Below are 21,153 nucleotides of genomic sequence, written 5' to 3'. Positions count from 1 at the left end.
CCCGCCCCGTCGATCACCCTGCGCGCGCCAGATCCAGACCAATGGCAACAATGAAATTGCCGTCGCGCACTGTCGTGATGACCGCCTCGTGACCGCTGCTCCGATGACGCATCTGAACACCGCCGTCGGCGTCGATGACGGTGGCCTCGAAGTGCTGAGGCGCGCCATTGACTCCCGTCCCCATGAGCTTGCCGAGCGTTTCCTTGGCGCACCACAAGCGCGTGATCCACTCTTGACGCTCGGCGCCGGAAAAGTCCGCCAGCAGCGCACGTTCCGACTCGCTGGCGAAGGCTTTGACGAAGTGCGCATCGTGCTCGGCAATCCGCTCCAGATCGATCCCAACCGGTTTCCAATGAGCAATGGCAATGGCCTCATCGTCACAGTGAGCGATACTCACTGTGGGAGGTGGCACGCCATCATCCCGCCAACGGGAGACGACCGGCTGGCCTTTCTCGTCGTTGCCGATGGCAAACGCGGCCGGGTGAAGCGTTTCCCCGGTGCGGCGTTGTCGGGCATCCAGGGCCCGCACTGCGTCTTTCGCGGCGATACGACCAAGCAGCCATTGCATCTGACGGGCGCGCGTACCGTTCTTGCTCGCAAAGATCGCCATTTCATCCATATGCAAGTAGTGGCGTGCAAGGAGGACGAGATCGAATCCGGCGAGGCGCTGCTTCGTGACTCGCTGACAGACCGGCTCCGGGCGTGCCTCGAATGCGGGTAGCTGGAGCGTATCGCTCAGGAGATACCGGGTTGGCAGCCGGCGAAACGCCGTAAGCCGTTTGTCCCACTGGAATCGCCACGACTTCCAGTCCTTGATTCGCAGCCACACGCCACCGGCACCGTCCTGAATTTCGACGTCCGCGGTCAGGGTCTTCCCTTTGCTCGCGGTCACCTCGACGCGCATCGGGACGCGCGTTCCGCAAGCCGGGGCGGGCCGGTAAAACTCAAGCTTGCCGATTCCGACCGGAAAGACGATGTCCCCCTGTTCCATGGTCCATATCGCCATCGTCTGTCCGACCGTGTCGAGCAGAGCTGGATCGGTCAGTAACTGCGGACGGGTGGTCGAGCGAAACATGTCGTCCGGCGAGCGAACCACTAGCTCAACCGCCGCGCCATGCTCGCCCAGTTGCATGGTTCCCGCCAGACACTGAAAGCGCGGGCCGTGAAACAGGTGGCGCTCCTCGTAGGCCTGCGCAGCGCGCAACGAACGGCGTCCTTCGTCGGCAGGCGCACCTGATCCAAACGAAAGGCTGAGCTGATAGTGCGCGCCGAACAGGACAGTCGCACTGACTGAGGGACGCGACTCTCCCTTGATGAAAACGGCGACGCTGAGCCGGCAGATCTGGGCAGACGTATCGACAGCCTTGACGGCCCCCTCCACTCGCAGCGTCAACTCGTCAGTATCCGCAAGCGCAATCCAGCGCCCCGCAGAGACATCCTCGAAACCGATGAGGCCGTACCCAGGGGCAAGGCACGCTGCAGCTTCAGCCATGATCTCGAGGCTTACCGTCATCGGAACGACGGGAAAACAGGCGGCGAGCGGCTTGACGCCGGGAGCGTGGACAAAGTGGTGGTCGGCGAGATGCAGGTCTTCTTCCAGCGAAAGTGTGCGCTCAATGCAGACTGACTGGCCTGGAACGTAACTCACGACCTCGCCGATGAAGGGCAATACGTTGTCCTCGTCATCCCCCCCCTTCGGGGGACGCTCCCGCCGCGCGGTCGCCTCGGCCGCTTCTGGTGCTCTGCGGGCCGGCGTGGCGGGCGGTGACGATCGCTCCAGAGCGAACCCTTCGATGCGGCTCACCTCGGCCGCGGAATTCACTTCGTGAATCCGCGCGATCAGCGGCGTGCCATGGTTATAGTGATTGACCATCACACTTTCTCCATAACCAGTCCGGTCACCGTCAAGCCTGGCCCAAAACCAAGCGATACGACACGCGTACCCGGCGCAATCGCCTTCTCCTCCACGATTCGTTTGAGGATGTGCGGGATCGTGGCGGAGGTCATGTTGCCGTTATCACGGAAGACTTCCTTGCTGATGACGACATGATCATCGCGCAGTCCAAGCTCGTCCTGAATGTGCTCGACGATCCTCGGTCCTCCCGGATGAATCGCGAACACGAGCGAATGCTTGTCGCGTTCGAAATCGATTCCGATGCTTTGCAGCAACGCTATGACGAAGCGGCGCACGTGGCGCTTGATGACGATCGGCACTCTGATCGTCAGGGTCATCTGGAACTGGTGCGACGAAGGCACTTCGGTCATGTCGTCAGCGGAGTCCGGGAGCAGGTTCTCCCGGAAGGCGAGGATTCTCAGGCCCCGGAGTCCTCGCGCTCGCACGTACTCGTCGGAGCAGACCGAATACTTGATGAATCCATCGCCGAACAGGGTCATCGCCACGATGTTTTCCGCGCTGGAGTCCTCGAGATTATGGTGAGCCGACAGAAGCTCGGTATGGACGACGTCCACACGTTGCTTCGGCGGCGTAGCCCCAAAGTGCGAGGACGACAGAAAGCCGTGCGCCATCCTGATGGCGGGAAAGGCGCCGTAACAGCCCATGTGATAGCTGTGAGTGACCGTCGTATCGAACCATTCCTTGTTTGCGACCATCCGTTCCACAGGACTCGGCGCGAGGTATCCGGTACTCGTCACGTGGATCATGTCATCGGGCGCAGCGGTGATGCCGTCGTACATCTCGGCGAGGCAGGTACCGACCACCTTTCCATAACTCTCATGACGCTCCCGGATATTCGCCCCTTTGGGATCCTTCATATCGGATGAGTGCAACCGCAGGTGCCTGTTCTCTGCAGTCGGTTCGGCGAGGACCAGCTCGCCATCGACGAAGCGAATGTCCCTGATCCGCGGGAAGAACACGAGTTGCCGCCGCCTGATCTGATCGGGCGATACAGCGTACTTCGAGAACTTGTCCTTCAGGTCGCGCATCGCCTGGCGAACGCCCTCCTTGTTCTGAATGTCGTGGGTCTTGCAGTAACCCATCGCCAACGCATAGGCGCTGACTTCCAGGGTAATGCGCTGTGCCACGGGCTTGGCAACTTGTGCCGGCCAGAAGTGGGTGAGAACCGGCTTGGCGAAAGTGTTCATTTGATTGATGCTCCTTTTTCGTGGCCAAGGCGCAGCGTGGCGATTTGCTGGATGCTCGACGAAATGACGAGTTCGGGTTTGCCGCTCGCCCCACGCTCCAATTCGTCAAGAAAATGGCGCCGCCCAAGCTCAGCCGGTATTGGCCGGATGGATCGTGCCGCATAGAGTTTGCGCAACTCGTCGCTGACCATGCCCGCATCCCACGGCCCCCAGTTGATCGAGACGGCATGGACATGCGGCCAGGTATGACAGAGCCGGTTGGCCAGTTTGTTCAACACCTCATTGGCAGCGCTGTAATCGCACTGACCGACGTTGCCGAAGCGACCGGTGACCGACGAGAAAAACACGATGAACTTCAGGCTCGACGGGCGCAGCTTGCTCTCCAGCACGAGTGCCGGAGTCACCTTGGTATCGAACACGGCGTCGAACGATTCGACGGACTTGTCCGCAATCAGCTTGTCGCTAATCACGCCTGCGCCATGCAGGACGCCATCGATGCGGCCACAGCGCGCATAGACATCGTCGATCAGGTTGCCGAACGCGACCCGGTCGCGCACGTCAAGGCTGTGATATTCGACCTGGGCGCCCGTCGCTCGCATCGCGGCCAGATTGGCCCGGATCTCGCGGTCCCTTATCACCCGTTTGAGTGCGCGGTCGACCTCCGCCGGGGTCACCTTGCCGTGCCGGGCTCGCATGTCCCGGATCAGGAACTGCTTCAGTTCGGCCGGATCCTCGATGTCGAAAATCGTCTCCGCTTCGTCCTCTGGCAGTGCGCTGCGTCCGACCACAATCAACCTTGGACGATACTTTTCGGCGAGCGCGCGGGTAACGTCCGCGGTGATGCCGTAGGCGCCGCCGGTGACCAGCACCACCGCGTCGGGATCCAGGGTCAATCTGGACAGGTCCTGACGGAGCACGTCATGGTTTTTCAGGTCAAGCCGCCAGCGTCCCTGCCCCGTGTACCCGACTTCGACACCCGGTTGCCCGCTGCGCATCTCAGCCAGCACCTGCGCCGCCAGCCAGTCTGGCTCCAGCCCGGGCGCGACGTCGATGCACTTCACGCGGACCGTCGACCACTCTCGCGCGACGGACTTTGCGACACCCAGAATGCCAGCGCTTTCAGCTGCAAACGCGCGCGACTGACTGAGGCCAAACTGTCCGTCGAAGGAGGTCACGTTGACTATCCAGCCCGCGCCGCCCTGAGCGCTGTTTTTCAGATCCCTCTCGAATACTTTCAACAGCAAAAACAACGCACGCCCATCCTGTTGATGGTGGCCACGCGCATCGCTGTCACCGGACGCCCCCATCAAATTGATCAGTGTGCCGACCGGTTCAGCCGAGCCAGCGAGCAGTTCGCGAAGCTGCTGCACGGACTCGAGCGACGAGAAATCGACTTCATAGCGGCCCTCATCCAGCACGCGTGTCGCTTTGCCCGGTATGAGCTGGCGTACAGAGTGGCCGCCACGCCTCAGCGCGCTCTTGAACGCGTTGCCTAGCGGCGTCTCATCGCCGATCAACAGGATCGGGTAACCGGCCGGAAAATCGGTTACGCCGACGCCATCATCAAAGTGTGCAGCAATCGGCTGGACCGTATAGCACTGCACCGGATCGGTCTGCGTCGTATCGATTTTGGACTCCACCGTCTCATTGAACGTGGACAGTGGAGTCTGAGCTTTTTTTGGGGACATCACTCCCAGCTCAGCGGCAACTGCGCCGCCCAGTAACTGCTCGTACCACCCCATAACCTCGTTCAGGGTCTTGAGCCCCGACAGCTCCTCGATGACCGCTTCTTCGTTGCGCTCGCCAAGCAGGTTGTATTTGCTCGTGAGGCCACTGAAAATCTCGATCCGCTTGATGGAATCGATGCCGAGGTCGGCCTCCATATGTGCGTCGAGATCCAGCATGTCGGCAGGATATCCCGTGCGTTCCGATACCGTGCTTAGCAGGTCAGCCTTGAATTCGGCAGCCGAAGCATGGCTCGGCGGCAGGCTGCCATTGCTACGCGTCGCAGCGGGCCCGCTTTCGAGCGGCGCGGCCACGGGTTCGGGGGCCTCGATGGAACCCGCGAACTCCAGAGTCGGCTCACTCGTACTGGAAGCGACCAACTGTTTGGGCAATACCGGGGTGGGCGGAGCCGCACTGAGGATCATCGGAGCCACGGAAGGGACAGCCTCCGCCTGTGCACGCGGAGGGGGCGCGAGATTCGCTGCGCTCACCTGAACAGGTATCGCCATGGGTTGCCCCACGTGCTGCGGCGAGTGCAGCAGTTGGACCCCGATCAGCTGTGCCTGGAAATCCAGAAAATGGCGCAGGCTCTGCTGCTGCTCGCATTGCAGGTCGAGGAGCCGCCCGACACCGTACTGGATCTGCGCGAACTCGGACTCCGAGCAGCGGGCGCCTGCAGGTTGGGGGCCGGCGCCAGTCGCCATTGGCCCGTCGCTTGATACAGTATCTGCTTTCATTGCGTTTCTCCTGTCGCTGATGGATGGACTCTCCAGGTGTCGAGTCGCTATCAACGTTGGCTTGGGGGCTTCGACGGGTGACTCCGCCGTGCGGGAAGGACGGGCTTCGACGGGTGACTCCGCCGTGCGGGAAGGACGGGCTTCGACCACTGGTGCGGCAATTTCCGTCACGCCCGGAGCTTTGCGAGGTTGCGCCGCCTTTCGTTGGGGTCCGTGCCATGGTTGTGCGCGAGCCGCGTTGACTCGCCACACCAGTGGTCCTGGGGCAGCCCGCTTGCCCGCCTCGGCAAAGACCTCCTCCGGACTACATTCAACCAGGCCGCGACCGGCGAACCACGTGTCAAGCCGCACCGGGAGCCCGATCGCCACAGCCTGGGTCAGCAATTGCGCGAGTTGCAGCCAACCGGGTCGACCCGGTGCGTCGATAGCCAGGGTCGTGTGCGTTCTGTCGGCCAGGATACGGTCGACCAACCCACCTAGCACAAGGCCGGGACCACATTCGATGAACACCCGGGCGCCAGCTTCGTAGAGTGCGTCAATTTCGTCCCTGAACCTGACAGGCTCCGCAATGTGCTTCGCGAGGAGCGCGCGCACCTCATCGCTCGTCTGTGGATAGGGGCGGCAAGTGGTGTTGCTGTACACAGGGATCGTCGGCGAACGGAACTCGACCGTTGCCAGTTCACCCGCCAGCGTGTCGCGCGCGCCGGCCATGATTTCGCAATGAAATGCAGCGCTCACGGGCAGCTTCTTGACACGCAGCGACGCTTGACTCAAGCACGTCACCGCCGCGTCGATCGCCTCGGTCTTTCCGGCGATGATGGTCTGGTCCGGTGCGTTCAGATTGGCAATGCTCACCTCAAGACCGTGCTGGGCGATCGCGGCCGCCACCTGCTCACCGTCGCCATCGAGCGCCGCCATCGCTCCCGGTGGCGCGCTCGCAGACAGCCGCCCGCGGAACCGCGACAGGTGCAGCAGGTCGTCATACGTGATCGCTCCCGCGGCGCACAGCGCGACATATTCACCGTAGCTGTGACCTGCGACAAAGTCGGGACGCAAACCGTAGCCAGTGAGCACCTGGAACGCCGCCATTTCGACCATGCCTAACGCAGGCTGAGCAATTTCGGTCGCATTCAGGGCCTGCTGCTGAGCCTCGCGCTCCGCGTCGCTGAAAGCGGGCAGTGGATAGATAAAGCGCGATATCGGCTGGCTGGGGTCTTCGCCGCGCCTGACCCGGTCATCTGCAAAGCACTCGTGCAGTGCGGGCAGCGCCACCGCCAGATCGCGCAGCATATTGATACGCTGCGAACCTTGTCCAGGAAAGAGGAAACAGACCCCGCCTGCCTTGTCGGCTGTTTCCCGATAGTAGATACCGGGCGGCTGCGTAATCTCCGCGTGCCTGGGCAGCAGTTCGAGAACGCGTAACAGCTTCTGTTTGAGATCCACGACCGAAGCGGCCAGCAGTGTAAGCCGGCAAGGCTGCCCGCCATTTGCGCGCCGCACGACGTGCTGCTCCCGGTAAAGCGAATACGCAAGCTGGGCGAGGTCAATCTGTTCCGCGTGCTCCAGCCCTTGCAACATACGCCGCACGTCACTTTCGATCTCGGCGCGGGTGGCGCCCGCGAACGCGAAGATTTCGCCGTCACGGGGATTCAGATCGACCGCATCGGAGTCACGATAGGCCCCGGTGTACTCCGCCAGCACGGCATGGAAGTTTGTCCCGCCGAAGCCGAACGCGCTGACGCCGCAGTGCCGCGGATGATTCCGGCCGTCGTGCAGCCATGGCCGCGTCTCGGTATTGATGTAAAACGGCGACCTGGCGAAATCGATCCCGCTCGCGGGCTTGTCGACGCCCAGCGTCGGCGGCAACACACGGTGCTTGAGGGCAAGCGCGGCTTTGATCAGGCCTGCCAGGCCGGCCGCCACCTTGGTGTGGCCGATCATCGACTTCACCGACCCGACCGCGCAAACTTGCGTCGCGAGCGATGCCTCGCCAAAGGCAAGGTTGAGTGACTCGATCTCCGATTTGTCGCCCAGTGCTGTGCCTGTGCCGTGTGCTTCAATCAGCGTGACGGTCGCGGGGTCCACGTCGCCATCGGCGTACGCCCGCTTCAAGGCCGTTACCTGGCCGGGAGGATGAGGTGCCGTCAAGCTGCGGTTGCGCCCGTCGCTCGAGCTGCCGATTCCCCGGATGACCGCGTAGATCCGGTCACCGTCGCGCTCCGCATCGCTCACGCGCTTGAGCACCACAGCCCCCACCCCTTCGCTGATCGCAATACCGTCCGCGGTCTCGTCGAAAGGTCTCGAGCGTCCGCGTGGCGAAAGAGCATGGGTTTGCGCGAAACACATATAACCGATTGGACTGTTTGTACCATCGACTCCGCCCACCAGCGCGACATCGGCATCGTGGTTGCGCAACTGCCTGATGCCCGCATCGAGCGCCGCGAGTGACGCAGCACAGGCAGCGTCCACCGTAAAGTTGGCTCCGCCCAGGTCGAGGCGATTGGCTACCCGACCGGAGACCACGTTACCGAGGATGCCCGGGAAGGTGTCCTCGGTCCATTTCGGCAGTTCATCCCTGAACAGCGCATCCAGGATGTGCTTGCGGGTCTGCTCGGGAAGGTCCGGCACCTTGGCGAGGTATTGAGGCAAGAGCGTGCGAAAATTGAAGATCGTGCCCAGGTCGTTCATCCCGCCTACCGCGAAGATCGTCGCCGTCTTTTCACGAGGGAACGGGCGGCGATCGAATCCCGCGTCTTCCAGTGCCTGCCTTGCGACCTCCAGCGCGAGAAGTTGCACAGGCTCGATGGAGGCCAGACTCGCCGGTGCAATCCCATACCGCTGCGGATCAAACTGGATATCGTCGACAAATCCGCCCCACTTCGAATAGACCTTGTCCGGCGTACCGCGCTTTGGATCAAACAGATCGGCTACGCTCCACCGATCGTCAGTCACCTCCCGGATCGCGTCCACCCCCCGCAAAATGTTTTGCCAATAGTCACGCAGTCCTTCCGCGCGAGGAAACAGGCAAGCCATCCCGACAATGGCGATATCCTCGCGACGGGACCGAGGAGGCAGCTGTATGCTGCGCGCTTTGCGATGCCTCAGCAGTGCTTCGCTGCCCGTCGATACGGAAGCGTGAAGTTCGGCGATGCTGCACGTGCGACTTCTTAGCCGTGCCACTTCGCCCAACATGTACATGCCTTCGCGACGCTGGGTTTCGCTATCGACGTTGACGTAGCGATCGTCACCACTCTGGGAGGCGGGATCGCTGTTGTGCGCGATCCCCTTGGCTGCGATGCGCAACCTGCCGATGTTCATCAACTCCAGCGCCATCAAGGTCTCGTCTTCGGACTTCGATGCCAGAACGAGCTCGCGCCGCACCCCTTCAAACTCATCGCAGAACGGCGTCTGCGCGCAGCGCGTGTAAATTCCGACGCCAGATTGCAACAGCGCTGTTTCCTGACAATCGACGGCCTGCTGCTGGAACTCCTCTACGATCGCTCCGGCGCGGACGATCTCATGGGTGAAGAGATAAGCCGTGCCCATGAGCACGCCCACCTTCATGCCGCGCGCGACCAGGGGCGAGGCCAGCACGGACACCATGGCCGCAGACATCGCGTCGTGGATGCCACCCGCAAACAGGACTTGAACCGATTCTGGATCCTTGATGTCGGCGCTCGTCAGGATCTCGATCGCGGATTCCCAAAGGATAAAGCTGGTGCGGGGGCCCGTATGACCGCCGCATTCGCTGCCCTCGAACACGAATCTGCGCGCGCCGTCCGCCAGAAAGCCGCGCAGTAAGCCCGGCGAAGGTACATGCAGATACGTGGTAATACCGACGTCCTCCAGTTCGCGCGCCTGGCTAGGCCGACCGCCCGCGATGATCGCGAATGGCGGCTTGACCTCCCGTACGATGTCGAGCTGCTGCTGGCGTAACTCGAGGGGTATGAAGCCGAGTATGCCTACGCCCCAAGGCAGATCGCCGATCAGCTCCTTGGTTCGGGTCAGCATCGCACGCACCTGCGGGCCACGCAGAACGGCCAGCGCCATGAACGGAAGTGCGCCCCCGTCGGCCACGGCTTTTGCAAAGGATCCGACGTCGCTGACCCGCGTCATCGGTCCTTGAACAATCGGGAAACGTGTTCCATGCAGTGTTGCAAGCGCTGAACCCGGTACAAGGGGAGTCTGCGCAGCCGCCCTTTCCAGGCACTCAGCGATGCTTTCGCGAACGGCGGTGATAACGCGTCCAACCGTCCCATAGCGCCTGGCAAGAGGCGCCGCGAACGCGATATCCTGTCCGACGGCGATCAATCCATTGTCGGGTTCTGCCAGGCCGTCCGCCACGGTCTCCTGCCAGGGTTCCCCTTTGGCAACCGCAACTTCGAGCTCACGCAGCCGGCCTCGACCCGAGCGGCTAAAGAACCGATAGAGCGCATCAGTTGCGCCGATCAACGAGGTTTCACTGCCATCGAGATGCCCCCACTGTGTGCGCGACTCGACCGTAGTGAATGGCCCTTCTTCGGCCAACCACAACTGCTCGCATAGAACCACGCCTGCGGCTCCCGCCAGCACGGCCGATGCGGCACTATGCAGGGCAACGCCGCCTTGAATCCAGTAGGGAATGCTGAGTTGCCCATGAAACTCTTGCAGCAACATGAACGACGAATGTGGACTGACCCGTCCGCCAGACTCATGCCCTTTGACAACGAGTCCGTCATAGCCCGCCGCCTGTGCCGCACGCGCCGTAGCCAGATCGTGCACTTCCAGGATGACTTCGCGTCCTAGCCGCTTCGCGGCTTCGTGGACCCGCGTGGCGTCTTCGGCCGTGAGGCCGGCCAGCACCAGAACGGGTACAGGCGCGAGCGAGCCGACGATTTCCGCGAGGCGTGTGAGGTCTTTCGACGCTTCCCCCAGGGTATCCCAGCGAATCCCCCAGTGCTCCGCGCTACCCGCCGCGCGGGTCAACTCGGCCAGCGCCGCCTTGATGTCCGGCGACTCCCTGCGGATGCCCAGGTCCAGCACGCCTGATGCCCCGGCCCTGCACGCGCCAATCGCGATCCCGGGTGTCAGCCGATGCGACGGTGTAATCGCCACCACCGGCACAGATTTCAATCGAGCTGCTCTCATGAGACCAACCTCTTCATCGTAAGTTGACGTGCATGACGGTGATGCGCTCTTGAACGATGAGTTGCCGTATTCGCTCGAGATCCATCTTTTCCCGCGCCGGCAGAATCACCAATCGCGCCCCGTGGGTCAGCGGCCAAAGAAATTCCCATACGCTGGCGTCAAAAGCGTAATCAGAGCTCTGCAATAGGGAATCGCCCTGGCCGATCGGGCTGATCTCTTGCATCGACTCCAGCCCGTCGATCACGTTTGCGTGGTCTTTCACCACGATGACCGGACAGTCCACCTCGGAAAACCTGCAAATTGCGCAGGCCGGCGAAACGTCTTCAGTCAGACAATCCAGAGGCCATGAACATGGCAAATCATCGGTTTGCTCACCGCAGTAAATGATCTGCGCGTTCGTCCCGGCGAACCGGTCCGAGAACGCTTCCTGGGTGATCACGGTTCTTGCGTTCGAAGCGCTGAGCGTGGCTGCAATCCGCGCGTCGTGGAGCGTCGGGTCCAGTGGCAAACAGGCCCCGCCAGCTTTCAGCACCGCCAGAATCGCGCGCACCATCGCCAACGATCCCTGCATGCAGATGGCACACAGATCGCCGGGGCCCAGTCCCTGGGCCTGCAGGAGAACGGCCAGTCCATCTGCCTGACTGTCCAGTTCGCCATAGGTGAGTTCGGACTGGTTGAACTTCACGGCACGTGCGCCGGGATTCAGTTGGGCGTACACCTCGAAGCGTCGGTGCACGGGTTGCCGAACCAGGTTAACAGCGGCAGGCGCCGGCCTTGCGGATCGTTGTGCCTCGTCTTCGTGCGCGCAGGCCACTGGCGCCTCGTGTAAAACCATCTCCTCGAGCATCGTCCAGTCAACCCCTGTGAAGGGGACACGGCACAACAGCTCGTCGCCGTCCATCCAGACAACATGATGATCGGTCATCCACTTGCCAACGTCAGGTCTGACAGTCATGATCAGCATCCCCCGTACGCCACACCGCTATGGCACCCAGCGTGTGGCTTTTCTTCCACCTACCCCGTTCGTCGCGCCTGCGCGCCACAATCGTCCCTGCGCGTGCGGCCCTCAGACAACCTCGGGTTGTCCGGACTGGCTCGGCCTACCCTCTCGCACTTCGGTGTGGGCGACGCGGCGTTTGTACGCATCGCGGTGCTTGCGCATGTTGTCGGTCAACTCTGAAATCACTTCCGACGCCGCGAAAATAATCTGATTGAAATTGAATCCCGCACCGATCATTTCCCGGTAAAACGATTTGGCCAGAATCCGCGCCATCTGATTGGGTGTCTGGGCTGATTCCGCCACAATTTCCCCAATGGTCTTCTCCCCAGATCGCGTCAACGCCATCTGCGTAAAGCGTGACCTCAGAATGTTTTGCAACTGAATCACCTGAATCGACTTCGTAATGACAAGCGTCAGAATGGCGAACAATTGCAGGTCATCGGCGCTGAAGCAATGCCGGTGTTGTGGCTGGTAGGCACGAACGACACCGATGACTTTTCCATGCATCACGATGGCCGAAAACATGCGTTTTCCCGTTCGGGTATCCGCGGCAATGCCTGCGGGAATGATCCCGCACTCCACATCCTCGCCCGGCACCGAAGCGTCATAACCGGGATGCATGGATCCTTGAGCGTCGGCCATTTCAAATGGCCTGTCCGGCACATCGCCAAATTCCGTCCCCGGACGCAAGCCGATCTCCTCCACCTGCCGTTCGCTCAACATTGCGATCGCGCATCCCGCATTAAGCATCTCGCCTGCCCTCAATGCCAGTTCGCCCAGACATTCATCCAGACTGCCAGCAAATTCGACATGGCTAAACGTATCGCGCAGCTTTGTCATCACAATGGCGTCAGCATTCATTTTTCGTCATCCTAAATGTTGTACAAGGATACCGCCCGTGCTGTGTTCTCTTTAACCATCATATTTGCGACCGACAATTCCAGTTCGGCCCCACCGATTCCCGAACAGCACTACCGCCGGGAGTGGGTCCGCTTCGTCTATCAACGATCAAACGAGTGTGGAATCAGCCAGCTAATACCGCCGGCTGATATCCTTCACACCGGTCCGCACATTCAGGAATGACCGCGCACGCCTCGGCAAGACAAGCTTACGCGTCGCGCTTCGTCGGTGAGCGTGTTCACGCATTCAGTGTTATGGATACCCCGTTCAACTCGCCCGTGTCACGATGACAACGAGCAATCTCAGTTTCGATCAACCCATTCTGGGTGCATTCAAAGCCGCATCCAGTTTTTTCGTCGCCTGGGGAATGCCCTGGAACCCCGGTTGCAGTTTCAAACGTCGATCTGTTAATGACCATGTTATTGGATAATTTTCTTCAATTCCGACAACCTGCCCTAGATTTCGGACGCGACCTTCATATTTTGCGACGCCGCACATCGCCGCTCGTGTAGTTGCCTCTCCTGTTCAATACAAGGGGATCGGCGATGCTGCGTCTGCTCCGGACACGAGCAGCGTATTTTGCAGACGAGCAGGGTCGGAGCTGCGAGGAGATGAAATCGGTGAGCAATGCCAGGGGGTTGACCGAACGCAACAACACCATGTCCAACACGTCTGCGCATGGATGTTCTGGTTGACACCTCGATCGGGTCATCGCACTCACGGCGCCTGGGAAGTCGCGGGTTTTCCTGTGGAATGCGCAGTCTGTTTGCTGTGCAATCTCGGGGCCTGGTGCCGCGGAATCGATGGTCGCCTTCACGCGGAATGCGCTGTCGTTCCGAAAACCGCCAAAAAAACCTACTTTTCGGACGAAAACCATCCGCCCCAATAATTCGTCAGTATGCTGCAACGCAACCGCTGGATAAATCTGCGGATACGAGACGGGGGAATCGATGAACCTGAGACACTGGAACGATGCTGCGGATGGTGCGCAAATTCAGACTGAGCAAGCGCCCCTCATGGACGGTACGCGCCAAATTGCGCTGCTTATTCTTGATGAATGTCCTCTCAGCGAAGCAGCCGCCGTTGCCGAGACCTATCAGCGGTGGAATGAGTCGTTACCCTATACGAGCGCAGACGCGCACCGCTACAGCGTCCACATGCTGTCTACCCAGAAAGGGTTCGTGTCATGCGCATCCTCAATTCGCCTGTTTGCAGAGAACATCGACGATTTCGACCCGCGCATCTTCAAGTCGATTTTTGTTGGCGGGGGCGGTGGTACGTGTGATCCGCGGGTTGCCAGCTGGCTGGCGCAAGCCGGCCCTGAAGTCGAACTCATTGCGATTTCGGCTGACGCCCATGATATGCTCGCCGCGACCGGCCTGTTGCCTGCCACGGCGCTGGGCGCCCCGCTTGCGGAACTGGAGCACGGAGCGCGTGGCGTGGCCAACCCTTCGAAGCCGGGCTATCCCGAAGTGAAGCTCGCCCAAGGCGAACAGGCGTTGCACCGGCTACTTGCGACGGTCGAACGTGACTTTGGCGTGCTGGTGCGGATCCGCAGCGAAATACTGCGCGCCAATCGCTCCCTCACCCGGGGGGGCGCTGCGCCGATCAGCGTCCGTGGCACCGTCGCGTTGAGCGAACGAATTGAAGCGTCTGTCCTCTGGATCAAAAGCAATCACGCCGGTTCTGTCTCGATCTCCGAGCTGGCCCGACGCGCATCCATGAGTGAGCGAAATTTTCTCCGGCGCTTCAAATCGGAAATCGGCCAGACTCCGCACGAATATCTGGCCCGGGTTCGCCTCGAAAATGCACAACTGTTGCTGGTGCAAACCGACCTGCCAGTCGACAAGATTGCCCGGCGATGCGGCCTGTTCAACGGCGACCATCTACGCAAATATTTTCTGAAGTACCTCGCGGTCTCCCCGGTCGAATATCGGATGCTAGCTCGTGATCGGGCTGTTAGCGGCAAGGCACCCAACGGAGTCAATTCAGGAACATAGCAGCGCTCAGGCAGACGTTCAGGTGAGGACATCTGGATTGGTCAGGCGGGACAAGTTTTAAACAAACCCGAAAACCGCATCGCAGCAAGCTGGCGCCTGACTGTCAATTCTCGCGCGACATCCGTCATCGCCTCACTCGCAGTGTTATTTAGTTTTGCTTATTTTACTGAAGTGACGTATTGACGCATCGTTAGCGAATGAGACAGACCATTTCCGGAGAACGTTTCATTCCAGGATGGCGGACCGGCGCAAGACGCTTTCCGGTTCAGAAGGAAGCCACGGATTGAAGGGTCAGGCCGTCTTGCCTTCCGTGGAACACTATTGGAGCAATCTCCATGGCTTTCCATCACGGGTACATTTTTTACTAAGAGGTCAGCATGACTAACTATTCCGAATCGACGGATGTTACTTTGCTGGATGCGCCTCCCGCGTCGGCTGGAGTCGCCCCCGCGACCTCGCCCGCACCCGCGAAGGGGCCGTTTCCCGCACCCGCTGGCATCCCGACGCAGAAGGCATCCAGGGGAATCCGGTTTGACTTCAACCTTGGCTGCAGGATCACGCTGCCCGACGGTAAATGGCGCATCCGTTTGCGCGATCTCGATACCGGCAACGTCCTGTTTGAAACCGCAATTGGGGCCGGCGCGGTGTCGAGCGCCAAGAAGTACTACGTGCGCTTTGGGATCGAGGTCTGGGATCAGTCGCATGGCGACGGCCTGCGCGTCGTGGATCACACCTACGACGCGAAGAGCCGGCCTGTGCTGATTCAGTTCCCCGTCGGCACGCTAGGCGACATCATCGGCTGGTTCCCCTATGCAGTGAAATTCCAGCAGCAGCATGGCTGCCGGTTGACCTGTGCGATGTCCGGCGTACTCATTCCCCTATTCGAGGAGGCCTATCCGGACATCCAGTTCATCACGCCGGAAGAAGTCAAGCCCGAACAGTACTACGCGACTTATAACATCGGACTGTTCTTTGACGACGCGTCGTCCGAATGGCAGCCATGCGATTTCCGGCAAGTCGGATTGCATCGAACCGCCGGCCACATCCTCGGTGTGGATGCTGCGGAGCAGGCGCCTCTGCTGGCCCTCGAAGACGACAGCCGGCCGATCCCCGAGCGCTATGTCTGCATAGCAGCGCAAAGCACGACGCAGTGCAAATACTGGAACCACCCAACTGGTTGGCGGGAGATCGTCGAGTTTCTCAGGGCACGCGGCTACCGGGTGATTTGCATTGACCAGAAGCCGACACATGGTCACGGGATCGTATGGAATCACATTCCCTACGGCGCGGAGGATCAGACCGGCGATCAGCCGCTCACCGAGCGGGCGCGCTGGCTCAAGCATGCCGACTTCTTCATCGGACTCTCGAGCGGGCTGTCCTGGCTGGCGTGGGCGGCAGGTACGCCCGTCGTGCTGATCAGCGGCTTCTCAAGTGCGGCCAACGAATTTTCGACACCGTATCGGGTGATCAATTACCACCCCTGCAACAGTTGCTGGAACGACGCACGCGTGCGCTTTGACCATGCCGATTTTTTGTGGTGCCCCCGACATGCGGGGACGCCACGTCAATTCGAATGCACCCGTCTGATTACGCCGGAGCAGGTCAAATCGGTGCTACGCCGGATCCCTGGGTTTTTCGAGTCTGACAGTGAAATCGACTGACTTAATACGTTGTCCATATTACGTCAGATAGACGGAAGTGGCGGCCGGAGCAGTGATCACAGCCGGCTCTCGAGTTGTAGTTTTACCCAAGCCCTCTTCGCTATCGAACCAACGGAGAGTTTACGACGCTTCTCGTTTTGCAACGGATAGAAGTGACGGTCTCGTGATAGAGCACGCCGCGGGGTGGCAGCGCCATCGCCCCCTTTGTCAGAGCTTTCGAGTATGCGCACGCAATGGAGAATCCTTCATGAAACCGATCACTTACCGTCGCACGTTCTGTGTCCATACGTTCGGCCGCCGCACACGGCGGCTCCCACGCTTGACGTCCCTACTGCTTGCGAGCGTCATTGTTCATGTCTGGATCGCGCCACCGGCGATGGCGCAATGCGTCGTTTCATGCGTCGTTTCGTCCGGGGTGACAAGCACAGGGGTGTCCGTGCCGGCGGGCGCTACCCAGTTCGTCCTCAGCGGCGGCACGGCCTCCGGCACCGTCGTTAGCAGCGGTGGCACTCAGGATGTCACGGGCGGCTCGGCTGGCGGCACCCTCGTTGACAACGCCGGCACCCAGCAGGTCGTCAACGGCGGCAGCGCCACCAGCACCATGGTCGACGGCGGCACCCAGACCGTGGCCAGCAGCGGCACCGCCGTCAACAACACCATCAACAGCGGCGGCAGCGAGTACGTCGGCAGCGGCGGCACCGCGAGCGTCACCACGGTCAATGGCGGCAGCTATCAGGACGTCTACGGCGGCCACGCCGTCAGCACCACCGTCAATAACGCGGGTACCCAGCAAGTCCTCGGCGGTGGTTCGGTCACCAGCACCACGGTCTACACCGGTCTCCAATACGTGGGCAGCGGCGGCTCGGCCACCGACACTGTGGTCAATGGCACCGGGACTGCTGCTCAGGTGGCCAATGCAGTGGCACTGGTAGCCGGAGGACTGCAGAACCCAAGCCAGTTTTCGGTGTCCGTCATTCCCGCGACCGCAGATAGCATTACGGTGACGGTCAACTCCGGCGGGACAGTCAGCAGTGCCACGATCAACGCTGGCATCCAGTACATCGACGACGGTGGGTCGGCCACCAGCAACACGATCATTGCCGGCGTCCAGGTCATCAACAACAGCGGCACTGCCAAAGACAACACCATCACCGCCGGCATCCAGTTGATCAACGGCAGCGGTACGGCGAATGACACGACGATTACCGCGGGCGTTCAGGTCATCGACACGGGGGGCGCGGCGACCAGCACCACGCTTAACGCGGGCTATCAGGTCATTGCCTTTGCCGGCTCTGCCACCAGCACCACACTCAACACGAGCATCCAGCAGATCCTCTACGGCGGCACGGCCATCGACACCACGATCAACAACAGCATCCAGGATATCGGCTACGGTGGCACGGCGATCAGTAGCACAGTCAATTCCGGCATCCAGTACGTCGACAGCGGCGGCACCGCAAACGTCACTACCGTCAACAATGGTGGCAACCAGGACGTCTACGGCGGCAACGCCACCAGCAACACCATTGGCGGCGGCGGCACGCAGACCGTGATCAGTGGCGGCACGGCGACCAGTAGCACGATCAGCGGCGGCGCCCAGTACGTCAGCGACGGTGGCACCGCGAACATCACGACGGTCAACAGCGGCGGCACGCAGACCGTGATCAGTGGCGGCAATGCCACCAGCAACACCATCAGCAGCGGCGGCACGCAGACCGTGGCCAGCGGTGGTACGGTCACCAGTAACACGATCAGCGGCGGCGCCCAGTATGTCTACAGCGGTGGCAGCGCAAACCTCACCTCGGTTGGCAGCGGCGGCTACCAGAACGTCTTTGGCGGCACCGCCACCGGCAATACGATCAACGGCGGTGGCGTGCAAACGGTGGTCAGCGGTGGTACGGCCAACAGCACGATGCTCAACGGCGGTGGCATCCAGTACGTCGGCGGCGGCGGCACGGCAAACGTCACGACCGTCAACAGCGGTGGCCACCAGGACGTCTACGGCGGCAGCGCCACCAGCAACACCGTCAGCGGCGGTGGCACGCAGACCGTGGCCAGCGGTGGCACGGCCACCAGCAACACGATCAGCGGCGGCGGCATACAAGCGGTGGTCAGCGGTGGTACGGCCAACAGCACGATGCTCAACAGCGGTGGCATCCAGTACGTCGGCGGCGGCGGCACCGCAAACGTCACGACCGTCAACAGCGGTGGCCACCAGGACGTCTACGGCGGCAGCGCCACCAGCAACACCATCGGCAGCGGTGGCACGCAGACCGTGGCCAACGGTGGCACGGCTACCAGCAACACGATCAGCGGCGGCGCCCAGTATGTCGACAGCGGTGGCAGCGCAAACCTCACCTCGGTTGGCAGCGGCGGCTATCAGAACGTCTTTGGCGGCACCGCCACCGACAATACGATCAACAGCGGCGGCGTGCAAACGGTGGTCAGCGGTGGTACGGCCAACAGCACGATGCTCAACAGCGGTGGCATCCAGTACGTCGGCGGCGGCGGCACGGCAAACGTCACGACCGTCAACAGCCGTGGCCACCAGGACGTCTACGGCGGCAGCGCCACCAGCAACACCATCAACAGCGGCGGCGTGCAAACGGTGGGCAGCGGTGGTACGGCCAACAGCACGATGCTCAGCAGCGGTGGCATCCAGTACGTCCACAGCGGCGGCACCACCAACCTCACCACGGTCGGCAGCGGCGCTTATCAGGACGTCTACGGCGGCACCGCCACCAACAACACGGTCGACAGCGGCGGTGTACAGACAGTGGCGCGCGGCGGCACGGTGTACAGCACGAAGCTCGACGGCGGCGTTCAGTACGTCAACAGCGGGAGCACCGCCAACACCACCAAGGTCAACAACGGCGGCTACCAGCGCGTGAACAGCGGTGGCACCGCCATCGGCACCACGCTCAAGAACGCCGGAACACAGTCCGTCGCCAGCGGCGGCATGGCAAGCATGACCGCGATCAACAGCGGAGGCCATCAGATGGTCAGCTACGGCGGCACCGCCGTCAGCACCACCATCAACAAGGGCGGCGAGCAAACCGTGGCGAGCGGCGGCACGACAAGCAATTCCACCGTCAACAGCGGCGGCTATCAGTATGTCGACGGTACGGTCATCAGCGCCACGGTGAACAGCGGCGGCACGCTCGAGATCGGACAAGGCAGTCCGTCCGGAAATCTTGTCGGCAACGCGGCTAATAACGGCGCGGTGATGTTCGATCTCGCCGGCACGTATATGTATAGCGATGCCGTCAGCGGCAGCGGCGCCCTTGTCCAGGAAAGCAGCGGCATGGTGATATTGAATGGCGTGAACTCCGGATTCAGCGGCACGACGAACGTCATGTCGGGCACGCTCGAAGTCGGCGACAGCGCCCACCCCACCGCTTCGCTCGGCGGAAACGTGGTGGTCGACCCGGGCGGCACGTTGCGCGGCTATGGCACGATCGGCGGCAATGTCGTCAACAGCGGCACCGTCATGCCTGGCGGCTCGATCGGCACGACGACAATTGGCGGCAACTACACGCAGGCGCCGACCGGGACGCTGACGGTCGAAATCAGTCCGACCGCCAACTCGCGGTTGAGCATCCTGGGCAATGCGACACTGAATGGCACGCTGGGAATTGTCTACGATGCCGGCACCACGGCGTACGCGCCGGGAACGATCAAGATCCTGACTGCCTCCTCGGTGAGTGGCACGTTCACGTCGCCGCCCACGAATACGCTCGAACCGGGCGCGAGTTTCCAATATGTGACGCCATCGGTCAGCTACAAACCGACCGAAGTCGACCTTGTTCTTGCACCGATCAACACCAGCATCTTCACGGCCACCGGCTCGGCCGCGTCGCAGAGCGCCCAGTCGATGAACGCAACGGTGCTGGAACGCCTCCGTGTGCTGTGCCGCGACGGCAACGCAGCCGACTGCACGGGTAACGGCGATTCACTCTGGATCAAGGCGGACGGAGACTATGAGCGGATCGATAGCGGGACGGTGTCAGGCTTCTCCGCGCATCAATACGGCTTCGTCGCTGGCTACGATCATCAGATCGGGGTCTATACCGTGGGCGGTACCGTCGCCTACAGTCACTCAGACGTGAGCGAAAGCTCGACGCCCGACACCGGCACCGTGGATAGCCTACGTTCGTCGATCTACGCCGCGACCTCGATGGGTTCGGTCAATCTGGGCGCAACGGTGGGTCTGGGTTACGACTTCCTCGCTCAGAAACGGCCTTTCAATCCCGGGCAAACGGAAACGGCGACGGGTGACCACAACGGCTTCGAAGTGACCGCAGCGGCGCAGGCAAGCATGCCAACCCCAGCGCTTGGCGGCTTCAGGCTGATCCCGAGCGCCGGGATCCGTTACGCGTATTTCCACGGCGACGCGTTTAGCGAATCGGGGGCCGGCGGGCAAGACCTGTCAGTCGGAACCGACAACATCCAGAGCGTGCAGCCGTATGCCGAACTGGCATTGAAGTACGCCTTCGGTAGCGTGACGCGGCCCGCGACTCTGGAAATGAAGGTGGACTATGCGCGAGAGCTTGGGACTACGAATCGTGCGGTGTCGGTGAGTGCGCAAGACGGCACCCTGTTCACCGGTTACGGGGCGACCCTGCCGAAGAACCTGGTGACGGCCGGCTTTGCGCTGACCGTACAGGCTACCAAGGCACTTCAGATCTCCGCGGGCTTTGACACATTGCTCGACACCGATCACGCATCCGTCAAAGCCGGGAGCGTGAAGCTGAACTACCGGTTCTGATGAGGGCAAAGCGTGCTCGGCAAATGACGGGGATTTCGTGCGAACCGATGACCATCCAGGGCCCTTCATCACGCGACACACCCCGCGGGGTGACGTGATGAACGGCCCGGTCTCCTGCCTCAGTACGCGATCC

Annotated in this window: 8 protein-coding genes; 3 read left to right on the top strand and 5 right to left on the bottom strand. The window is 61.6% G+C overall.

Annotated elements, in window-relative coordinates:
- Positions 1-13: 13 nt before the first annotated feature.
- The 5 genes from AYM40_RS25100 to AYM40_RS25080 all read right to left on the bottom strand — a co-directional run bounded on the left by AYM40_RS25100 (position 14) and on the right by AYM40_RS25080 (position 12,552).
- Positions 14-1,873, bottom strand: coding sequence for a polyketide synthase dehydratase domain-containing protein (locus AYM40_RS25100; protein ID WP_063498904.1), 1,860 nt, complete (start codon positions 1,871-1,873; stop codon positions 14-16).
- Entirely contained in the window at positions 1,873-3,102 is a 1,230-nt protein-coding gene (locus AYM40_RS25095; RefSeq protein ID WP_063498903.1) for a 3-oxoacyl-[acyl-carrier-protein] synthase III C-terminal domain-containing protein, read from the bottom strand. The genes AYM40_RS25100 and AYM40_RS25095 overlap by 1 nt, the downstream gene beginning before the upstream one ends.
- The gene (locus AYM40_RS25090; protein ID WP_063498902.1) at positions 3,099-10,691 is read right to left on the bottom strand and encodes a type I polyketide synthase; all 7,593 of its coding nucleotides are present in this window, start codon (positions 10,689-10,691) and stop codon (positions 3,099-3,101) included. The genes AYM40_RS25095 and AYM40_RS25090 overlap by 4 nt, the downstream gene beginning before the upstream one ends.
- Before the next feature lie 13 nt (positions 10,692-10,704).
- Positions 10,705-11,655 carry an AMP-binding protein gene (locus AYM40_RS25085; RefSeq protein WP_063498901.1) on the bottom strand — a complete coding sequence of 317 codons (951 nt, stop codon included), beginning with the start codon at positions 11,653-11,655 and terminating at the stop codon, positions 10,705-10,707.
- A gap of 102 nt (positions 11,656-11,757) precedes the next feature.
- A complete protein-coding gene (locus AYM40_RS25080) occupies positions 11,758-12,552 on the bottom strand; it encodes a hypothetical protein (RefSeq protein WP_063498900.1) in 795 nt (264 codons plus the stop codon).
- Between the two features lie 989 nt (positions 12,553-13,541).
- On the opposite strand from AYM40_RS25080, the gene AYM40_RS25075 reads away from it, so the two are divergent.
- The 3 genes from AYM40_RS25075 (at position 13,542) to AYM40_RS25065 (ending at position 21,020) form a co-directional block, all read left to right on the top strand.
- Entirely contained in the window at positions 13,542-14,591 is a 1,050-nt protein-coding gene (locus tag AYM40_RS25075; RefSeq protein ID WP_063498899.1) for a helix-turn-helix domain-containing protein, read from the top strand.
- Positions 14,592-14,968: 377 nt separating this feature from the next.
- Complete coding sequence (locus tag AYM40_RS25070) at positions 14,969-16,252, top strand: autotransporter strand-loop-strand O-heptosyltransferase (RefSeq protein ID WP_063498898.1); 1,284 nt, start codon at positions 14,969-14,971, stop codon at positions 16,250-16,252.
- Positions 16,253-16,499: 247 nt separating this feature from the next.
- The gene (locus AYM40_RS25065; protein ID WP_063498897.1) at positions 16,500-21,020 is read left to right on the top strand and encodes an AIDA repeat-containing protein; all 4,521 of its coding nucleotides are present in this window, start codon (positions 16,500-16,502) and stop codon (positions 21,018-21,020) included.
- Positions 21,021-21,153: the final 133 nt, after the last annotated feature.

Origin of the sequence: Paraburkholderia phytofirmans OLGA172 (assembly GCF_001634365.1) — a bacterium.
Classification (GTDB): Bacteria; Pseudomonadota; Gammaproteobacteria; order Burkholderiales; family Burkholderiaceae; genus Paraburkholderia.
This window is presented reverse-complemented; position numbering and strand designations above follow the sequence as displayed.

What these genes read in the sequence shown, in the direction of transcription:
- AYM40_RS25095 (WP_063498903.1), bottom strand. Translation starts at nt 3,102, where the DNA reads ATGAACACTTTCGCCAAGCCGGTTCTCACCCACTTCTGGCCGGCACAA.
- AYM40_RS25090 (WP_063498902.1), bottom strand. Translation starts at nt 10,691, where the DNA reads ATGAGAGCAGCTCGATTGAAATCTGTGCCGGTGGTGGCGATTACACCG.
- AYM40_RS25085 (WP_063498901.1), bottom strand. Translation starts at nt 11,655, where the DNA reads ATGCTGATCATGACTGTCAGACCTGACGTTGGCAAGTGGATGACCGAT.
- AYM40_RS25075 (WP_063498899.1), top strand. Translation starts at nt 13,542, where the DNA reads ATGAACCTGAGACACTGGAACGATGCTGCGGATGGTGCGCAAATTCAG.
- AYM40_RS25065 (WP_063498897.1), top strand. Translation starts at nt 16,500, where the DNA reads ATGAAACCGATCACTTACCGTCGCACGTTCTGTGTCCATACGTTCGGC.
- AYM40_RS25100 (WP_063498904.1), bottom strand. Translation starts at nt 1,873, where the DNA reads ATGGTCAATCACTATAACCATGGCACGCCGCTGATCGCGCGGATTCAC.
- AYM40_RS25070 (WP_063498898.1), top strand. Translation starts at nt 14,969, where the DNA reads ATGACTAACTATTCCGAATCGACGGATGTTACTTTGCTGGATGCGCCT.
- AYM40_RS25080 (WP_063498900.1), bottom strand. Translation starts at nt 12,552, where the DNA reads ATGAATGCTGACGCCATTGTGATGACAAAGCTGCGCGATACGTTTAGC.